This window comes from Erwinia sp. Leaf53 (assembly GCF_001422605.1).
GTDB lineage: Bacteria > Pseudomonadota > Gammaproteobacteria > Enterobacterales > Enterobacteriaceae > Erwinia.
Map to the genome: position 1 here is coordinate 181,519 of NZ_LMLK01000027.1, position 17,462 is coordinate 198,980.

A 17,462-nucleotide genomic window follows, 5' to 3' on the forward strand; every position below is an offset into this window, starting at 1 on the left:
GAGCGACAATGTTCGGATACTCTACCCGCCAGGCGACCGAGACCGGTAATCTGGAAATCAACCAGGCGCAGTTTCGCCATCTGACTTTTGCCCGCAACGCCAGCGCCCAAGCAGCCGCTGATTTCATCATGCGCACGCAGTGGCGCGGTGATGCAGAAGGTGCGCCGCAACTGGACGCCACCAACGCTGTGGACGATATCCGCCGCCTGTACCGCTCTTACGATCAGACGGTGCTGGCGCAGTTCGAGCCCAACACCGAGTTCACGCTGCTGAATGACCTGATGCCGCTGTCCCGCTCTGTTCGCCTGGAAGAGTCGGTGTACGAATACGCGCGCACCGGCGGCCGTGGCTGGGCGCACACCTCGATGTCCGGCCAGATCGGCGCGGCGCTGGATGCCAAAAGCTACACCTTCGACGGTACGATGGTGCCGGTGCACGACAGCGGCTTTAAGTTCAACTGGCGCGATCCGGTGTTTAACAAAGGCTCTGCGCTGTCCTCTCTGGCTGACGCCCAGTCTGGCTCCGTGAACGACGTGCGTCGCCAGTATGTCGATTACATCTGGGATGGCTTCCGCGACAGCGAAGGCAATTTCATCAAGTTCGACAACTACACCTGGAAAGGCCTGCGCGGTGACGAGCGCGTGGCGCACGTTACGCTGACCGTTAACTTCGCCACCAGTAACGATCCGGAAGCGATGCGCAAAGCCGCTATCGCGCTGCGTGACGTGCTGAAGGTGCAAAACTTCCAGTACGGCCAGCAGACCTGGTACGTGTCGGCAGAAATCATGTCCAACCTGGAGCAGTACTACGAGACCACCAACAAAACCCGCACCGTGCTGGAAGAGTTGCTGAAGCTGTCAGGTATCGCGGCCATCAAAGAAGAGTCCAAGCTCACCGGCAATCAGATTCTGATTGTGCCGCTGCAGGCAGGTGTCATCGCGCCAATCGTCGGGCAGGCGTTCGGCACCGTTGCCGATCCGCGCCTGAACTACAACAGCGATTACGTGTGGCGCACCTGGGGCGCTGCGGGCCTGATGGTCAAGCAGGACATCAACGGCAAGTTCTCCGTTATTTACGCTTCCAGCTAAGAGGTCACCATGGCACTTGTGAAAATTCTCTCTGCGAATCTGTTCGCGGGTGCCAGCTTCCAGAAACTGGAGGCTGGCGTGGTGTATGACGTGGACGATGCGATCGCTGAAAAGTGGATCACCGCGGGCAAGGCGGAGAAGACCAGCGAGAAGAAGGGCGAAAAGCTGGCCTTTGAGGTGGCAACACCGTCTGCACCGGTGGCTGCTGTATCTTCCGCGCTGCAGTTGCAGCTCGACGCGGCGCTGGCGGAAGTGCAGGTACTGAAGGATGCAGCTGAGGCCAGTGCTAAATCTCAGGCTGACGCCCTTGAAGCTGCTGAGCTGGCCCATGCCACCGCACTGGCTGCAGAAAAGCAGCGCGCTGACGCAGCCGACGCGGCGCTGGCGGAAGCAGTTAAAAAGGGGAAATAATCATGGCAGTGCAGATAACGGCAGCGCAGGTAAAACAGCAGTTATCTGCGCTGGGCTACACCGTCCCGGACTTCATGATTGATGCCTACCTGTGCAAACTGGAGGGCATCAGCGAATGCCTGGCGGCCTCCGGTCACGATGATTGTGACCTGATGCTGATTCAGGTTTACGCCGTCACCCTGATGGCGGTTACCGCGTCCAGTCAGCGCATTAAGTCGCAGTCTGCCCCGTCTGGGGCGTCACGTTCGTTCGACTACAGCGGCGATATTAAAAACATGCGCAATACGCTGGCCGCGCTGGATAAGACAGGCTGCACGTCCGGGCTGCCGATCGACGTCGGGACCAGCGTGGGCTTTTTTGATGTGGTGGGAGGCTAAGATGTCCGAACCGAAAGACGAGCCGGAAGAAAAGCCGGACTGCCAGCAATGCCCGAACTGTCCCGGTTGCCCCGATCAGCACCTGGAGTATCCACTGTGAGCAGTTTAGCCATCTGGAGTTACACCGCGCCATGCACCATCTGGAAGTCGCTGGGGAAAGACCGGGATAACCAGGCATTGGGTTGGTCCGCGCCGCTGGTCATCATGGCCGACTATCAGGGCGGGCTGTCCAAGCGCATCGGCAATATTGGCGCTGAGCTGGTGGTGAAAAACACGATCTGGTCTGAATACGCTGAGGCTGAGACGGGTGACTACATCCTGATCGGTGAGTCAGCAGACCCGGACCCGATAGCGGCAGGCGCTGACCAGGTGATGCAGGTGATCCGCTACGCCGACACCTTTAACCGGCAGGCGGACGATTACGCAATACTGACGGGAGTCTGATATGGGCGTGAAAGTGAAGGGAGTGAAGCAGGTAGCCAACAACATTAACCACTTGATCGACAGCTTCGAGGGGCGCAGAACGGTTCGGGCGATTTACTCGGCGCTTTACTACATCGGCATTGAATCGGCCGTAAAAGTGCCGGTCGATACCAGCACGCTGCTGAATTCACAGTTTCGTGATGTAACCACGCTGGGCACCCGGATCATCGGGAAGATTGGCTATTCCGTCAAGTATGCGGCAGCAGTTCATGAGGCGAAGGGTATTCATCTGGGCACCAAAACCCCGCGCCCGGTTAAGCCAGGCCAGAAACCCGGTTCCCGGGGAAATATCTGGGATAAAACCGGCGAGCCCAAATTCCTCGAAAAACCAGCTGAAGACGCGCGCGCGAAAATTCATGAAATCATCGCCAGGGAGATGAGCTTGTGACGCCTCCCATGTATCAGCGCGTCAGTGAGCTGCTGGAGCAGGCCGGGCTGTTTGCTGGCTTCACCATCCAGCGGCGATTTTGGGACGATACCGGAACTGGCAGCGACCGCTTTATCGTGATCCGCTCGAATGGCGGAAGCGCGGTAGACCGGGATATGGCCTCTGACCATTACGTCATGCTGGATGTTATCTCTGCTGTTTCCGGTGACTTCGCGAAGGCTGAAGCTGCTACCCAGGCGATCGTCGACTGGGTGCAGCAGAACCCGCTCAATCCCTGTATCGGCCAGATCACCAACATGGGCGGCATACCTTCGCCGGTACTCACTACCGAGGGGCGCATGGTGTGGCGTCTGCAATTTTCCTGCCTGTACGGCGGGTGATCACCACCAATTCGAACAAGGTCGCCCGGAGCGGCCTTTTTTATTATCTGAAATGAGGTAAGCAACTATGCAAGGCTGCTCCACTAACAACGGCCAGCTCATTGGCCGCGCCAAAACGCTGGAACTGGCGTATGGCTGCCCTGACCAGGTTCCGGCAGAAGGTGACTGGAAGCTGTTGGGGCTGCCCACGTCAGCAACTTGGGACCTGAGCCCGGAGGCGCTGACGTCGGATGCCGATAACGGCGGCTTCTCTGCCAGCCTGATCGCCAGCCTGGACCCTACCTACTCGATCGAGGGTGAGGTACGCGTTAACGACCGCACCGACGAGTTCGGCATCCAGCAGCTGGTGAAATACGTGGTTGATGAGGTGCGTGCGCGCCGTCAGCCAACCTTCTGGATGCGTTTCCAGTGGGGTGACTTCTACCACATCGGCTACATGGTGGCGACCGGGCTGAGCGACGGCGGCGGCGTTAAGGAAATCGTGACCTACAGCCTGGAGCTGAAGCTGAACGAGGGCAACACCTACCAGGTGATCGCCGCTGACAGCGATATCCCGGTCACCGGCGTTACCGTGTTGCCGACGACCAGCACTATCGCTGCCGGGGCCAGCACGACCTTTGCCGTGACCGTTAACCCGGCTGATGCCGACAACAAGCTGTTCACCGTGACCTCTTCGGTACCGGCGCGCGCCACCGCGGCGTTCGCTGGCAACACCGTAACCGTGTCAGCGCCGTCCGGCGCAACGGCCGGTGCCGCGGTGATCACCGTTAAAACGGTAGATGGCGAGTATGTCGCCACCCACACCGTGACGGTGACCGTGTAACCAAACCAAAGGGCAGCGAGCCTGCCCTTGCTTTTGCTTACAGGAGACGCCAATGACACCAGTGAAAGAGATCGGCGAGTGCGCCATTACCGCCGGCGAGGATGAATACTTTTTCCGGCCGTCATTTCTGGCGATGACGCGGATCGGCGAGCCGCGGGATATTGTGCAGGCGTTCTATGACGTGCATAACGATGAGGTGACGCCGCTGCTGCAGCGTGCACACGATGCGTACGGCAAGGTGCCCGACTGGCTGGTGAAGTACATCGGCGGCCAGCAGATGGCAAACGCGGCCGTCTCCGCGGCTATGAATATCATCGCCGCCTGCTGCGACCGTGACGTGTCACGCCTGACTGGTGAGCTGGTGCCGGGCAAAACCGGCCGACGGGCCTTCATGTACCGGCCCGGCCTGATGTCGCCGTCTGACATGGTGCTGATCGCGCAGTCGCTGATCACCCACGGCATCATCGGCAAAGCAAAAATCCGACAGCTGCAGCGCCACGAAAGAGGGCAGGCCACCACGGAGTTCCGCGCCTTTGAGTACGTCAGCGCCGCGCGCAACCAGTTTGCCATTAGCCGGGAAGAGGCGCAGCAGCTCTCCATGACTGAGTTCACGATGATGCTGGCTGCCAAGTACCCGGATCAGAAGGGCTACACCCGGGAAGAGTACGACGCCGAGGCTGATGACTTCTTTGCGAAGCGGGCGCGCCGGCGGGCGAAACTGGCTTAGCTCCGCCGGTTGCAATCAAAGGTCAAGAAGATCTACATAACGACCTGTACCCCAACCTTCGCTTGTCATTTTGCGCTCAATGTAATCTGCCTGGCTGCTATCACCTTGCTTTCTTAAAATGGCGCAAAGCGTGTTAGCTGGAGCGTGAGCGGGGTAGCTGAATTTGAGAGGAGAAAGTTTTCCAAATAGCCTTGCATACTCATCAGCCTCAGCCCTGTGCTTCTTCTTCAGCGAGTTGATGACAATCGCTGATATGGCCACTGACTTTTCACAGAGCAACTTCACATCATTGATTCTTTCGGGATGCTTTTTCGGCTTATACAGCTCTTTTATCTCCGTATGAAGGGCGAAATGCAGATCGACGATTTCTTTGTGAGACATAGAGGAGATGCGTGCAATCTGTGAGGAAAATCTATCCATGGTTCGGGCCTCGTTGGGGTTTCATTCAGCCTAACCTGAAGGAGTGGTGTTCATCTATCCTGATAGATAAACAGTACCTGGTGACAAGGCTTAAGTGTGGATTTTGTTGCTTCCATTTGCTACCGCTCCCCGTTAGGATTCATCTGAACGGTTTACTAATGGGGATAGGGATAGGGATATGGCTTTTGCTTATGATGAGAAAATTGATGATTTATTTATCAAATCAGAAACATCAAAAGATGTGTTTAAAGTAAATCGCTCCGAAGTGAGGCTGTTAGCTGAAAAATGTCACGCATATTTAAAGGCGGCTGAGTTATCAGGTGGCAATAAACACGCGGCAGAACTTGATGTAAATGATGCGACCGTTGATTTGTTGACAAAAATCATGACGTCTGAATATGCATCGATGGCTGATGACCTGAATGCTGTTCTTCTTGAAGAAAAACAAGCTTTGCTCAGGCATGATTTTGATTTGTTGGATAAGAAAAAACTGGAGGAAATGAATGAGCCTTCCGCAAAGTCAGACATTCAGCGTGCATTACCTTGGCTAATTGCGGTTGTTGCTCTGTTGATTTTTGCAGGTCTTTTTAAGAGTTAATAATGCAATGAATATTAATTCATAAAACCTCGCTTCGGCGGGGTTTTTTTATGCCCGGAGAAAAGCAAATGGCAGGTTCAGTTAACGCAGGCAGCATCATTTATGAAGTGGATATGGATACCGCCAAGTTGCTGGCTGCCCGGCGAGAAGTCGATGCTGCCCTGAGTGGCATGGGCGGCAGCATGGGCCGCCTGGAGGCAAGTGTTAATCGCACGGAGCGCGCCGTTGGATCAATGGAGCGGACGATGTCCAGCCTCAGCGGCATAGCAAAAGGCCTGCTGGCGGCGCTATCTGTCCAGCAGGTGGGTGCTTATGCTGACGCCTGGACCGTTCTGAATAACAAGGTCGCCAACTCCGTTAAACAGGGTGAGCAGCAGGCCGAGGTCATGCAGCGTATTTTTGACATCTCGCAGGCAACTCAGTCCAGCCTGAACGGTACCGCAACCCTTTATGCCCGGCTGGAGCGCGGTACCCGCCTGCTGAATACCAGCTCTGCCGATCTTGCCAAGCTCACAACCATCATAAATCAGGGTTTTGCCGTATCTGGCGCAACGACTCAGGAAGCCGAAAACGCCATCGTCCAGTTATCACAGGGCCTCGCTGCCGGCGCGCTGCGAGGGGAGGAGTTTAACTCTGTCTCTGAGCAAGGTAGCAGGCTAATGATTGCCCTGGCTGACTCCCTTGGTGTGTCGCTGGGTGAGCTGCGTGCCATGGCTGCACAAGGGAAGATCACCAACGAAGTTATTGTTAATGGTCTGCTGTCACAGGGCGATGCGATCGGCAAGGAGTTCGCTAAAACCACGGTCAGTATTTCGCAGGGCTTGCTGGTTGCCGGTAACAACGTCACGAAGTTTTTCGGTGAAAATTCCACTGTTAAATCCTTCGCTACTGGCTTCCGTGACTCGGTCATCACCATGTCTGAGAACCTCGAGTTACTTAGTGGAACTCTGATTCTGGTTGCAGGAGTTATGGGAAGTCGGTATGTCGGGGCCCTAGCTATGGCCACCACAGCTAAAGTGCAGGATACATTAGCCAGCGTAGCCGCCTCAAAAGCATCTGCTGTGGCTGCGAAAAGCGCGGAGATTGAGGCAGCAGCCAAGTTAAGAGTGGCTGAAGCTGATAAAAGTTCTGCCATATCCGCCTTAAATGTTGCTCAGGCAAGAGCTAATGTGCTCAAAGAGACGAACGCATTATCAGTAACTGAAGTCCGATTGGCGGAGGCACAGGCAATTCAGCTTCGCACTCAATTGGCTCAGATTGAAGCGGAGAAAGTGCAGGAGACGCAGAGGCTTAAAGCTCAGATCACTGAACAGGGGCGCATTGCCACCGCAACAAGGATGGCTCAGTTGCAGCAAGCGTCTGCAGCGCTAAGTGCACGTATAGCATTTGCTGAAGCGTCCGCTACTCAGGCAAGGGCAACGGCAATTGCAGCTGCAGAAGCGCAGGTTAGTGCAGCTCGTTTAGTGGTTGCGGATGCTACGGGTGTCGCTACGGCAGCGAACGGACGGTATATAGCCTCACAAGAGGCTACAACAATTGCCACGAGGGCTGCTTCAGCATCAACAGCATTTCTTCGGGGCACGTTAGGGTTAATCGGTGGGCCTGCCGGGGCAGCAATGCTTGCTGCAGCAGCTATTTATTACTTCTGGCAGAAATCCGAGCAGGCGAAAAGAGAAGCTATTGCTTTCGCTGACGGGCTGGATCGGCTTAACGATGCAATGAAGTCGATGAGCAACACCCAGCTACGCGGAACGATCGCCGACGCCAACGAGTCGGTGCGTGCTCAGGTCGATGCAGTCAAAACGCTGGAAGGAGAAGTTGCAACGCTCCAGGCTCGGTATAAAAACATCAGCCCTGAAGCAGAGCGGGCAGCGCAAAGCATGGGCAACCTTGAGGGGTACCTGCGCACCTCAGCCGAAGTAACTGACAACCTCCACAAAAAATCCCGTGATCTGGCAAACGCGCGCGAAAAACTGGCGAAAACGGAAGGTACCCAGGCCGAGGCCAGCCGGCTTCTTACAAATAACATGCTCACATCTATGGGTGTCCATGATGGTCTGATCGAGAAGGGCACAACCCTTGAGCGTGTTCAGGGCGCTGTCGCCAGGGCTTTTGGTACAACCGCTGATGAAGTCAGTCGCGCGAATCAGGCTGGGCAGAGTTATAACCCGAAATCTCTAAACATTTCCCCAGCCACCGAGGATGGTGACAAAATGATTTTGAGCTTGGAAGAGCAGAATAAGCTCCTCAAGATCAAAGACGAGCGGACTCGGGCTGTTACCAAAGCCGAGATGGAGATGTCCAAGGTCAGTAAAAATAGAAATCAGGTTACGGGTGCCGGCCAGTTGGCTGGTGAAAATTACGATCTGCAAAAAGCTGAAGAGGCCCGTAAAAAGGCACAGCAGGAAAGCCTCAGCCAGGATAAAAAATCCGCATCAGCCACTGAATCGGTCGCGCAGAAGCTGGCGAACCTGAAGCAGCAGTCGGAACTTACTGCAGACTCGACCCGGGAAATGACTCGAGAGCAGGCGATCCTGACCGCGCAGCAATCCCTCGGGGCGGCTGCCACGCAGAAGGACCTGCAGCTGGCCGCGCAGTACGCCGCCAAGAAATGGGATGGCGCTGCTGCCATCCGGGCGCAGGCGGCAGCGCAGAAGTTGATCCCTGAAACAGCCGAGAGCGTCAGCTATCAGCAGGATGTGTCCGACCTGAAAGTGGCGCTGGCGCAGAAGAAGATCACCCAGCAGGAGTACGATACTACCGCCGAGAGAATGGCACAGGATCACCAGGACAAGCTCGCGCAGATCCGCGCCGGGCAGGCGGTCACCCCGCAGCAGCAATCCGCCGGGCTGGTGGACCCGGTACAGGCGCTGGCCAACGAGAACGCACGTAAACTGGCACTTATCCAAGAATTTGAGAAGAACAAAACTCTGACCGAGCAGCAGGCGCTGGCGCTGCGCAACTCCCTCAACACTGAGTACGAGCAGCAGCGCGTGGCGGCGCAGTGGGAGATTTGGCGCAACCAGAGCACCGGCAACGAGGCGCTGGCCGCATCGTTCGACGCACTGGCCGGTAATGCATCCAACGCGCTGACAGGCATGCTGACGGGTAGCATGAGTGCCGAAGAGGCAATGCGCTCACTCGGCTCTACCGTGCTGAACAGCCTGGTGAACACCTTCGTTCAGATGGGCGTTGAGTGGGTCAAGTCGGCGGTCATGGGTACCGCGGCTAATCAGGCCGCCGTTGCGGCCTCTACAGCTGCGCAGGTCGGCGGGCTGGCAACGACCACCGCCGCCAGTACAGCCGCTGCTGGTACTGCTACCGCAGCCTGGACGCCAGCGGCTATCGTGGCCTCTATCGGTTCGTTCGGCGGGGCGGCGGCTATCGGCATCGGTGCCGTGCTCGGCGCGCTGGCGATGGGCGTGGCCGGTAAGCGTAAAAACGGTGGCCCGGTCTCAGCCGGCTCAATGTACCAGGTGGGCGAGGGGGGGATGCCTGAAATCTACCAGGCCAGTAACGGCAGCCAGTACATGATCCCCGGCGATAACGGGAAGGTGATCAGCAATAAGGACATGCAGGGCGGCGGTGCTATGAATGTTGTCGTGAACTTCAATGATTACACCTCCGGCGATCATGCTTATGACTACAAATCCAGTCAAGATGGAAACACTCTCACTTTAGAGGCTTTCATTACGGACATCGCTAATGGAGGGCAAGCCAGCCGAGCGATCTCCACCTACCACAGTGCACCACGTAAAGCGATTGGTAGTTAATCTTTAACTTAACTTATGTTAACTTGTAAAATACTGCGCGCTTTTTTTTGCAGATTGACTGCTTTAACATAAATCGAGGCTCACATGGCTACAGAAGAAAACGAAATCAAAACATCGGAAGTAGAATATAGCTATAACCACAAAGATGACACGCTAGTTAGTTACATTACTTGGGCAAATAAAGGGGTGTCGCTAGCTGTAACTCTGTCTATAAAGGGTGTTTTATATAGTGGAATGATAATCGGAGGGGCTCGATGGTGTGACTTGATGGCTGAGCAACTATCAAGTAGCTCGCCCAGTGAAGAAGCTACAGAGGCTATTAATAACTATTTTAATCATATTAAGAATGAAAGATACTCATCACCACCTGATGAATTTGATGCTATTGAGTTTATCCATCTTGAAGCTGTGAGAGTATTTCAAGGTGCTCAGCAAATTCAAACGCCTGATACAGTTTGGCGTTTAAAAGTTGGTGAAGTTGATGGGTACACATTAGGGGCTTGGAAATAAACAGCAACCCGCTTCGGCGGGTTTTTTATGGCGGTAACTATGGCTATCGAATACCCCGACTGGCTGCCGCTGGCGCAGAAGTCCAACAAAAACCCGAAGACGGATACCGGATTTCGCACCGAACAGCCACAAGTCGGCGCCCCGATCTTCCAGAAGCTGACCGACGACCTGAAAACCTCGCTCTCGCTGAGCTGGATTTTCAGCGAGTACCAGCACCGGGCTTTTTCACAGTGGCTGCGCAGCCCCAACTATCTGGACAACTGCAACCAGTGGTTCACGATGAAGGTCGGCACCGGAACGGGTGACACCGGGCTGGAGCTGCTGGAGCTGCATTTTACGGCTTACCCGACGTGGAGCCAGTCCGGATCGGTATTCACCTGGGTGGGTGACGTTATCTGCCGGCAGCTGGCCAACTCCGACGACGACTACGGCGACCTGATTCTGGAGCTGCCGCCGCCGTGGAGCAGCTGGCTCGACATCGTTGTCACTGAGACCATCCCCAGGAGTGAATAATGCCCACGCTGCGCCAGATAAGAGCGCAGAGACCGAACCGCATCCAGTTTGAAACCATCACCTTTCATCACAGCACCTTCGGGTATGTTCGCCTGGTCAACAACCAGATTTTCGCCAAGCGGCTGGCCGGCATCGACTTTGACGCCTGCCGGTTCGAGCTGACGGAAAGCCAGCAGAGCAGTATCCCGGTGATCGACAGCACCCTGAAATTCAGCCGCCTGGCGCAGGACTTTAAGCAGAAGCTGAAGGCCTGGAAGGGCTATTCCCGTGTCACGCCGATCAGCGCCACCTTCGCGCTGTACGACGCCGATATGGCCACGCTGCTGAAATCGTGGGTGCTGTACGTGAATGACTGCAGCATGGACGCCCTGGACGTCAACGTGTCTCTGTCGATGACCAACCCCCTGAACAAAAATATAGGCATCCTCTATGACCCAGCAGAATGGCCCGGCCTTGCAAGCACCTGATGACTTCGCCCGCCGGATGATCGGCGTGCCCTGGCTGAACCGCGCCTGCTCGTTTGATGCATGCGACTGCTGGGGGCTGGTGGTGCTGTGGTTCCGGCACGTGGCCGGGGTGGAGATTCACCACTCGGCGGGTTACGAATCGGCAGGCGAGTTCATCACCTGCTTTACCGACGAGGTGGTGTACTGGCGGCCGGTGGTGGTACCGCAGGAGGGCGGCATTTTTATCGGCTACGAAGGCCGACAGCCGATTCACGTCGGTCTGACAGTAGGTGGCCGGGCCCTGCACAGCCGGGGCGATAATGGCGCGGTGCGCAGCGACCGGCTGCAGGCTGTAGAGAGAGTTTTCACCCGGGTGGAGTACATGGTATATGCCGGTAATTGAGCTGCAGCGCGTGCCCGGCACGCCAAAGGAGCGCATCGCGGTACCGGCGGGCACCGCGCTGGCCGACTGGCTGCTGGCCGCCGACATTCACGCCGACGTGATGGTGGTGGTCAACGGTCGCGAGATTGGCCCGGACGAGGATGTCGGCTTTCTGCTGACCGACGCGGATCGGGTGCAGGTGTTCGACCAGCCAAAGGGCGTGCTGGCGGTGGTGAAGCCGCTGTTTAAGCTGATCAGCAAGGTGCTGTCCTTCCTGGTGCCGAAGCCGTCCGTTTCCGTGGCCGACAGCAACGGCAAAGAGAGCCCGAACAACAAGTTGACCGGACAGACCAACGTCGCCCGAACCTATCAGGCCAGGCCGGACGTTTACGGCGAAGTACGGTCGTTCCCCGACCTGATCCAGCAGTCCTGTTATGAGTACATTAACGACAAAAAGTACATCACCGAGGTGATGAATTTCGGCATCGGCAGATACGACGTGAGCTCGGTTCGCTATTCGGAAACTAACCTGGGATCGCTGGCCGGGGCCACCTACAGCATTTACAACCCCGGCGAGGTGATAGGGCAGCTTATCGAGCCGTACCTGTTCGACGGCATCGACGGGCAGGAGGTGCCCGGTAAAAATGAGTCAGAGTCTACGCCCGTTGAAAGCGCGACGACGAACACCGTGATTTCGGGTGAATACTCCGGCGGCCAGATTGCCGTCTCCATCCCAAAAAACACTGAGTTCGATTATTTCCTCGGGCTTTCGTTTCCGCACGCGGTCAGCTTCACGCTGAACGTGACTTACAACACCGCATCAGGAGTGGTCACCAAAGATGTGGGCCTGAGTGGCAACCTGATCGGGGCGGTGGAAACCAATGATGGCGCCGTACCTCCTGCCGACTATCGGTACACCTTCACCATCACCGATATTACGGGCGACGTTACCCAGTACCTGACTACGGCGACGATCAATAACAGCAGATTCACCCTGGTGGACAAGGCGACTCTGGTGGTTGGCCCGTTCGTGTCGCCCATCAGCTCAACCGCTATCTGGGTTCACACGGTGTCTGACCTCGGGCCCGTTGATGGCACAACCGACTTTGTTATCAAGTGCTGGGCGGTGGATGAGAATAACAACCAAATCCCCGGTACGCTGCAGACCGTCTCTGACAGCATCGACAACCCCTTCAACGTCACGACCAAGTCTTATTACCGGACCTATAAATTCACCCCGGCTTACGGCCTGGCGAAGTATGCAGTCAGCATCGAGCGAACCAACAACAGTAACTCGGGAAACAAGCTCACGCTCGATGGCGTGCACGCCATAAACGTCAGAAATGGCGTCGTTTACCCGAATGATACGCTGGTAAAGGTCACCATCCGCGCAACGGAAAGGCCCACCAATATTCATGAAAGGAAATACAACGCGCTGATCACCCGGCACACCATCAGTTACAACCGGAGCACCCGGCAGGTCGATTACACGCTGCGCCCGTCGCGCTCTTTCGCCGATGCCGTGGCGCACACCTGGCTTGTTATGGGCAGGCAGGACGTGACCAGCATCGACCTGCAGGCGCTGTACGACATTGCCGCCGAGCTGAGCGATCCGCGCCTGGGTTACTTCGATTACACCTTTGACGATGAGGATGTTTCGCTGGGCAGCCGGGTGGCGTCGATATGCGGCGCCGCGCGGGTTACCGCTTTCTCGGAGGACGGCGTGCTGTCGTTTGTGCGTAATCAGGCGGTGCCGTACCCGGCCACCACCTTCAACCGTGCCAACATGACCAGTGACGGCTACAGGCTGACCTATGAAATGACCATGCCCGGCGGCTATGACGGGGTGGAAATTGAGTACGTCAGCCCGACGACCAACAAAAAGACCTACATCCGCCTGCGGATCACCGCAACGGGGATTGTCGAGCAGGCGGCCGAATCGCCGCTAAAGGTGACAATCGTCGGCTGCAGGAACGAATTCCAGGCACGTGATCGCGCATTTATGGAGGCCCGGCGGCTGATTTACTCCCGCGGTAAAATGACCTGCACCACGCTGGCGGACGGGCAGTACGTGTCGGTTGGGGATATGGTGCAGGTGCCGGATACCTTCGACACTAACCAGCAGTCGGGCTACATCGTGAAGCGCACCGGCAATGACTTCGACACCAGCGAGGCGATCGTCTTCGCCGGCGCGATGTTCGTGACCGTCACGGATGACCTGGGCAGCACTTCGGCGCGCTATCCGGCCATCGCCCGGGCAGACACCCGCTTTGGCTTCACAGCTGCGCTGCCGGCCATCGCGCTGAACATCTGGGACGGCTACGACGTGCAGTCGCCATCACGCTACGTGATCGCCACGCAGGAAGAGATGGACGGCACCCTGTGGCTGGTGGACGACAAAAAACCGAACAGCGACGGCACCACGGCCTTCACGCTCTCTGAATATAACGACAGCATCTACTCCTGATCGATTCCTCCACCAACACCCGGCCACCGCGCCGGGTTTTTTATTGGAAAAATTATGGCGACGACACCAACTAATGATCCGGTTCCAAGTAGCTCACCGAGAAACTTACTCTTCAACGCCGAAAAAATGGATGAGGCGATCAACTCCCAGCAGCAGAATTACACCGATCGCCTGGGCACAGAGAGGAGGACGTGGGCGGGTATTGAGGCTGAAAACGAAGAAAGGATAACCGGGGCGATCCAGAACATCATGCCTCTGGGCAAACAGTACGCCACACTGCCCGCCGCACAGGCTGATGTCAGCGCCGGTGTCATCGCCGTCGGGGCCTATGCTTACGTCCGCAGCTCCGCCAGCGCTTCGCTGGCAGACGAGTATCAGAACGTTGCAGGCACCCTGACCGCTACGGGCAAGGTGATGTTGTCTCAGCAGGGTGTAAACGAGATCATCAGCAAGCTGATGCTGCAGGTTGAAGGCAAAGGGCTCTACTTCCGGGACGCTCTCGGGCGGGTGGTGACGGTGGTCGATGATAAGGGCGTGGTCGCCCCGCGCAGCGTCCGTAAAAACGCTGACGGCAGCTTTGGCACGGACGCTGCGAGCGTGTCCGGCTCTGAGGTGTCGCTCTCATCCGGCGGGAATAAAATCCGGGTCAGCGGACCGGCCTTTCTGAAGGTGACCGACAGCCTGGGGCGCAGCAGAACCATCATCGACGATAAGGGGCAGCTGGTCGGCGTGGAGCAGGGCGGCGGCAGCGACGACAGTATCGCGGTAACGAACAACCGCAACCTGAACTATTACGCCCGGGTGCGCAGCCAGTATAACGCCGGCATTGAGCGGCTGATTTTTGCCCTGACGCATATCATCGTCGACGGCCAGTCGCTCTCCACCTTCCAGGAGGGTTATCCGGCGCTCAGCAAGACGGCTTACGCGGCGCTGGGTAACCTCATGATCGGCAACAGCTGCCGCCCGTCCAGCAGAACCAACCCGGCTTTTGTCCCGGTTGGCGCGGCCGCGCTCACCCCCCTGGTCGCGGTGACCCAGACCGCCGACGGCTCCGCCGTGATGACCGATGCGGAAGTGTCCGCGCTGCCCGCCGGCTCGCCGAACGAGGGTGAGGGCGGCGTTGCTGCGGTGAATATGCTCCGAAGCCTGTTCCTTAAGCACATGTCGCTTTCGTCAGACGAAACGCGCCGGCTGCTGCTGTCGGTCTGCGGCGTGAACGGGCGGACGGTTGAGCAGCTGTCAAAGGGGGCCAGCCCGGAGCTGTATAACCGCGTGCGCGAAGCCGTGAATCTGGCCAGGTCTCTGGCGACAACCGCCGGTAAGTCTTACGGGATTGGGGCGCTCTGCTTCCTGCAGGGTGAGTGGAACTACAACCCGACCTACGGCGGCGACACCACGCGGGCGGGGTACAGGGCGAAGGTTAAGCAGCTTTACGCCGACTTTGTGGCTGACTTCTGCACCGGCCAGCTGCCGCCGGCGATGTTCACCTATCAGACCAGCGCCAGCTTTACCAGCGACACCAACGAGCTGGCTATCGGTATGGCCCAGCTGGATATGGCAAAGGAGGGCGGAAATTATTACGGGGTCTGTCCGTCCTACCCCTTCCCGGACAAAGGCGGCCACCTGACCAGCAACGGCTACCGCTGGATGGATATGTTCTTTGCCAAAGTGATGTTTCGGGTGCTGGTGCTGGGTGAGGGCTGGGAGCCGCTGCACTGCACGTCTGCGGAAGTCACCGATAACCACGCGCTGCTCAGCTACGCCGTGCCTTACCCGCCGCTTAAGTGGGGCAGGCCTTACGTGGGGGCGGTGGCAACCGACTATGCGGACAAAGGATTCCGCGCCACGGATGACGCCGGCGCGCTGGCAATAACGTCGGTGGAGATCGTCGCCGACACCATCGTGAAGATTAACTTTGGCCGCAACGTCAGCGGCACCCTGAAAATCTGGTACGCCGACAAAACCGCGCACAACGGCAACGGCTGCCTGCAGGACTCCGATCCGTTCGTTGCGATGGAGAATTACAGCTACACCGCCGGCTCCGGCCAGCAGCCTGCCGAAAACATCGCAGAGCTGGTCAACAAGCCTTATCCGCTGAACAACTGGGCCTGGGCTCAGGTCATCACCGTCACCGCCTGAAGAGGACATTATGGGATTCACACTACTCTCTAACAACGCGCTTTCTCAGGTATCCGATCCTGATGAGTTCACCCCCGGCTGGGACACAACCGGGCTGATGTATGCCAACGTCTTTTCCGCCGCGGGGCTGACGGATAACTTTGTGCCGGGCGGCGTTAAGCCCTCGGTGTCGGGCACGCTCACGGTCACCGGCGGCTATCTTAAGGCCGGGAACAACGTCAACTATCTCGACCTGGGCATTACCGATACGGACAACATGACGCTGATTGTGGTGAGCCGTCGCGCGAGCCTGGCGGATAACCGGGCATTGATTTCGAACTACAACGGCGCGGGCGATCCGGGTAAAAGCCTGATGTACAGCGCGGCCAATGCTCAGCTGTTCCTGGCAAAGGCCGACTCAGCGGGAACGGTAAGCGCGTCCAGCATCACCTCCGCGCTGGGCGTGGAAACCGGAACCATGCTGACCGGCAGATTTACGGCCGCCACCGGTGCGCAGCTGAACAACCTGACCGAGGCCAAAACCGGCCTGTACACGCTGCCGGCGGGTTCAACGCTGGTGAAAAGCACCGCGCTGAGAACGCTGCGGCTTGGCGGCGCCCCGACGCTGTTCGGTGTGAGCGGCGCTGCGGTGGATATTGCCGCCGCGCTGGTCTTCTCACGCGTGCTGACCGACGCCGAGCTGGCGACGATCCGCGCCTGGCTGCAAAAAGTCATCCCTTCGGTGGCGTTCTGACGGCCGCATGCTGAGGGTGTCGCCGGGCTGACACTGTGTGGCGGCTAATGTTGAAGGGTGAGTGCACAGGGATGTGCATAAATATTTATTTACAATTTTGCGGGTTTTTGATACAAGTGAGATTCCATCACATGCTAATTGTAAGGGATTTCATGAGGCTTTTCAGTTGGTTGTTAGAGGTTTTGCTTTCCGCTCTGATTTTCATTCTCTTCATACCCGTCCTGATAGCGTTCGCAATATACATAAAAATTTATGACGGTGGCCCTGTGTTTTTTATGCAGGAGAGAGAGGGGCATAACGGGAAAACGTTCCGCGCAGTAAAGCTTCGCACCATGAAATTAAACGTGGCAGAAGTGTTTGAAAAAGAGATCAAAACTAATCCTGAGCTGCTCCGGCAGGTTCAGGTTTACAACAAAATTGTTACCCAGATGGACCCGAGGGTGGCGGGGCGGTTTTCTAATTTCCTGCGGCGCTCCAGCCTTGACGAAACCAGCCAGATTATCAACGTCATCAAAGGCGAGATGAACGTTATCGGGCCGCGCCCGCTGCCGCTCTATGACGCCGAAAAGGTCAGGCCGGACAGGATGGCAAAACGTTCGACCATTAAGCCCGGTCTCACCGGCCTGTGGCAGATATCCGGTCGCAACACCACCACGTTCGACAACATGATCCGCTACGACCTGTTTTACGTGGATCACAAATCTTTCCCCCTCGACCTGGTGATTGCGGCAAAGACGGCCTTCGTATTCTTTGAGACCGACAAAACCGGCTGACCGTAAGAGCCCCTCATCCAGGCACGTCTGG

The 17,462-nt window shown here is 57.1% G+C and carries 19 protein-coding genes; 18 read left to right on the forward strand and 1 reads right to left on the reverse strand.

Annotated elements, in window-relative coordinates:
• Positions 1-8: 8 nt before the first annotated feature.
• The 8 genes from ASF13_RS22780 (at position 9) to ASF13_RS22815 (ending at position 4,677) form a co-directional block, all read left to right on the forward strand.
• Complete coding sequence (locus tag ASF13_RS22780; RefSeq protein WP_056242326.1) at positions 9-1,088, forward strand: major capsid protein; 1,080 nt, start codon at positions 9-11, stop codon at positions 1,086-1,088.
• Positions 1,089-1,097: 9 nt separating this feature from the next.
• Positions 1,098-1,499, forward strand: a complete 402-nt coding sequence (locus ASF13_RS22785; protein ID WP_056242330.1) for a hypothetical protein — start codon at positions 1,098-1,100, stop codon at positions 1,497-1,499.
• Between the two features lie 2 nt (positions 1,500-1,501).
• Positions 1,502-1,876, forward strand: coding sequence for a hypothetical protein (locus ASF13_RS22790; RefSeq protein WP_056242332.1), 375 nt, complete (start codon positions 1,502-1,504; stop codon positions 1,874-1,876).
• A 96-nt stretch (positions 1,877-1,972) separates the two neighbouring features.
• Entirely contained in the window at positions 1,973-2,320 is a 348-nt protein-coding gene (locus ASF13_RS22795) for a hypothetical protein (protein ID WP_056242336.1), read from the forward strand.
• Position 2,321: 1 nt separating this feature from the next.
• On the forward strand, positions 2,322-2,747 hold the full coding sequence (locus ASF13_RS22800) for a hypothetical protein (RefSeq protein ID WP_056242337.1): 426 nt from the start codon (positions 2,322-2,324) through the stop codon (positions 2,745-2,747).
• The gene (locus ASF13_RS22805; RefSeq protein ID WP_056242338.1) at positions 2,744-3,127 is read left to right on the forward strand and encodes a hypothetical protein; all 384 of its coding nucleotides are present in this window, start codon (positions 2,744-2,746) and stop codon (positions 3,125-3,127) included. The genes ASF13_RS22800 and ASF13_RS22805 overlap by 4 nt, the downstream gene beginning before the upstream one ends.
• Positions 3,128-3,194: 67 nt before the next feature.
• Entirely contained in the window at positions 3,195-3,950 is a 756-nt protein-coding gene (locus ASF13_RS22810; protein WP_056242340.1) for an Ig-like domain-containing protein, read from the forward strand.
• 52 nt (positions 3,951-4,002) lie between these two features.
• A complete protein-coding gene (locus ASF13_RS22815; protein WP_056242343.1) occupies positions 4,003-4,677 on the forward strand; it encodes a DUF6246 family protein in 675 nt (224 codons plus the stop codon).
• Positions 4,678-4,692: 15 nt separating this feature from the next.
• Here the strand turns inward: ASF13_RS22815 and ASF13_RS22820 are convergent, their stop codons facing one another.
• The gene (locus ASF13_RS22820; RefSeq protein WP_156365651.1) at positions 4,693-5,097 is read right to left on the reverse strand and encodes a hypothetical protein; all 405 of its coding nucleotides are present in this window, start codon (positions 5,095-5,097) and stop codon (positions 4,693-4,695) included.
• Between the two features lie 178 nt (positions 5,098-5,275).
• Between ASF13_RS22820 and ASF13_RS22825 the strand changes: the two genes are divergently transcribed.
• The 10 genes from ASF13_RS22825 (at position 5,276) to ASF13_RS23915 (ending at position 17,431) form a co-directional block, all read left to right on the forward strand.
• A complete protein-coding gene (locus ASF13_RS22825) occupies positions 5,276-5,695 on the forward strand; it encodes a hypothetical protein (protein WP_056242352.1) in 420 nt (139 codons plus the stop codon).
• A gap of 68 nt (positions 5,696-5,763) precedes the next feature.
• On the forward strand, positions 5,764-9,468 hold the full coding sequence (locus ASF13_RS22830) for a tape measure protein (protein WP_056242357.1): 3,705 nt from the start codon (positions 5,764-5,766) through the stop codon (positions 9,466-9,468).
• An 84-nt stretch (positions 9,469-9,552) separates the two neighbouring features.
• Complete coding sequence (locus ASF13_RS24595; RefSeq protein ID WP_156365652.1) at positions 9,553-9,978, forward strand: hypothetical protein; 426 nt, start codon at positions 9,553-9,555, stop codon at positions 9,976-9,978.
• A 39-nt stretch (positions 9,979-10,017) separates the two neighbouring features.
• Positions 10,018-10,491, forward strand: coding sequence for a hypothetical protein (locus tag ASF13_RS22835; RefSeq protein ID WP_082502403.1), 474 nt, complete (start codon positions 10,018-10,020; stop codon positions 10,489-10,491).
• Positions 10,491-10,958 carry a hypothetical protein gene (locus tag ASF13_RS22840; RefSeq protein WP_056242364.1) on the forward strand — a complete coding sequence of 156 codons (468 nt, stop codon included), beginning with the start codon at positions 10,491-10,493 and terminating at the stop codon, positions 10,956-10,958. The genes ASF13_RS22835 and ASF13_RS22840 overlap by 1 nt, the downstream gene beginning before the upstream one ends.
• Positions 10,959-10,974: 16 nt before the next feature.
• Complete coding sequence (locus tag ASF13_RS22845) at positions 10,975-11,340, forward strand: NlpC/P60 family protein (RefSeq protein WP_056242367.1); 366 nt, start codon at positions 10,975-10,977, stop codon at positions 11,338-11,340.
• A complete protein-coding gene (locus ASF13_RS22850) occupies positions 11,327-13,786 on the forward strand; it encodes a host specificity factor TipJ family phage tail protein (protein WP_056242370.1) in 2,460 nt (819 codons plus the stop codon). The genes ASF13_RS22845 and ASF13_RS22850 overlap by 14 nt, the downstream gene beginning before the upstream one ends.
• A gap of 126 nt (positions 13,787-13,912) precedes the next feature.
• Entirely contained in the window at positions 13,913-15,925 is a 2,013-nt protein-coding gene (locus ASF13_RS22855) for a hypothetical protein (protein ID WP_156365653.1), read from the forward strand.
• Positions 15,926-15,935: 10 nt separating this feature from the next.
• Complete coding sequence (locus ASF13_RS22860) at positions 15,936-16,658, forward strand: hypothetical protein (RefSeq protein WP_156365654.1); 723 nt, start codon at positions 15,936-15,938, stop codon at positions 16,656-16,658.
• Positions 16,659-16,810: 152 nt separating this feature from the next.
• Positions 16,811-17,431, forward strand: coding sequence for a sugar transferase (locus tag ASF13_RS23915; RefSeq protein ID WP_162237207.1), 621 nt, complete (start codon positions 16,811-16,813; stop codon positions 17,429-17,431).
• The last annotated feature ends 31 nt before the right edge of the window (positions 17,432-17,462 follow it).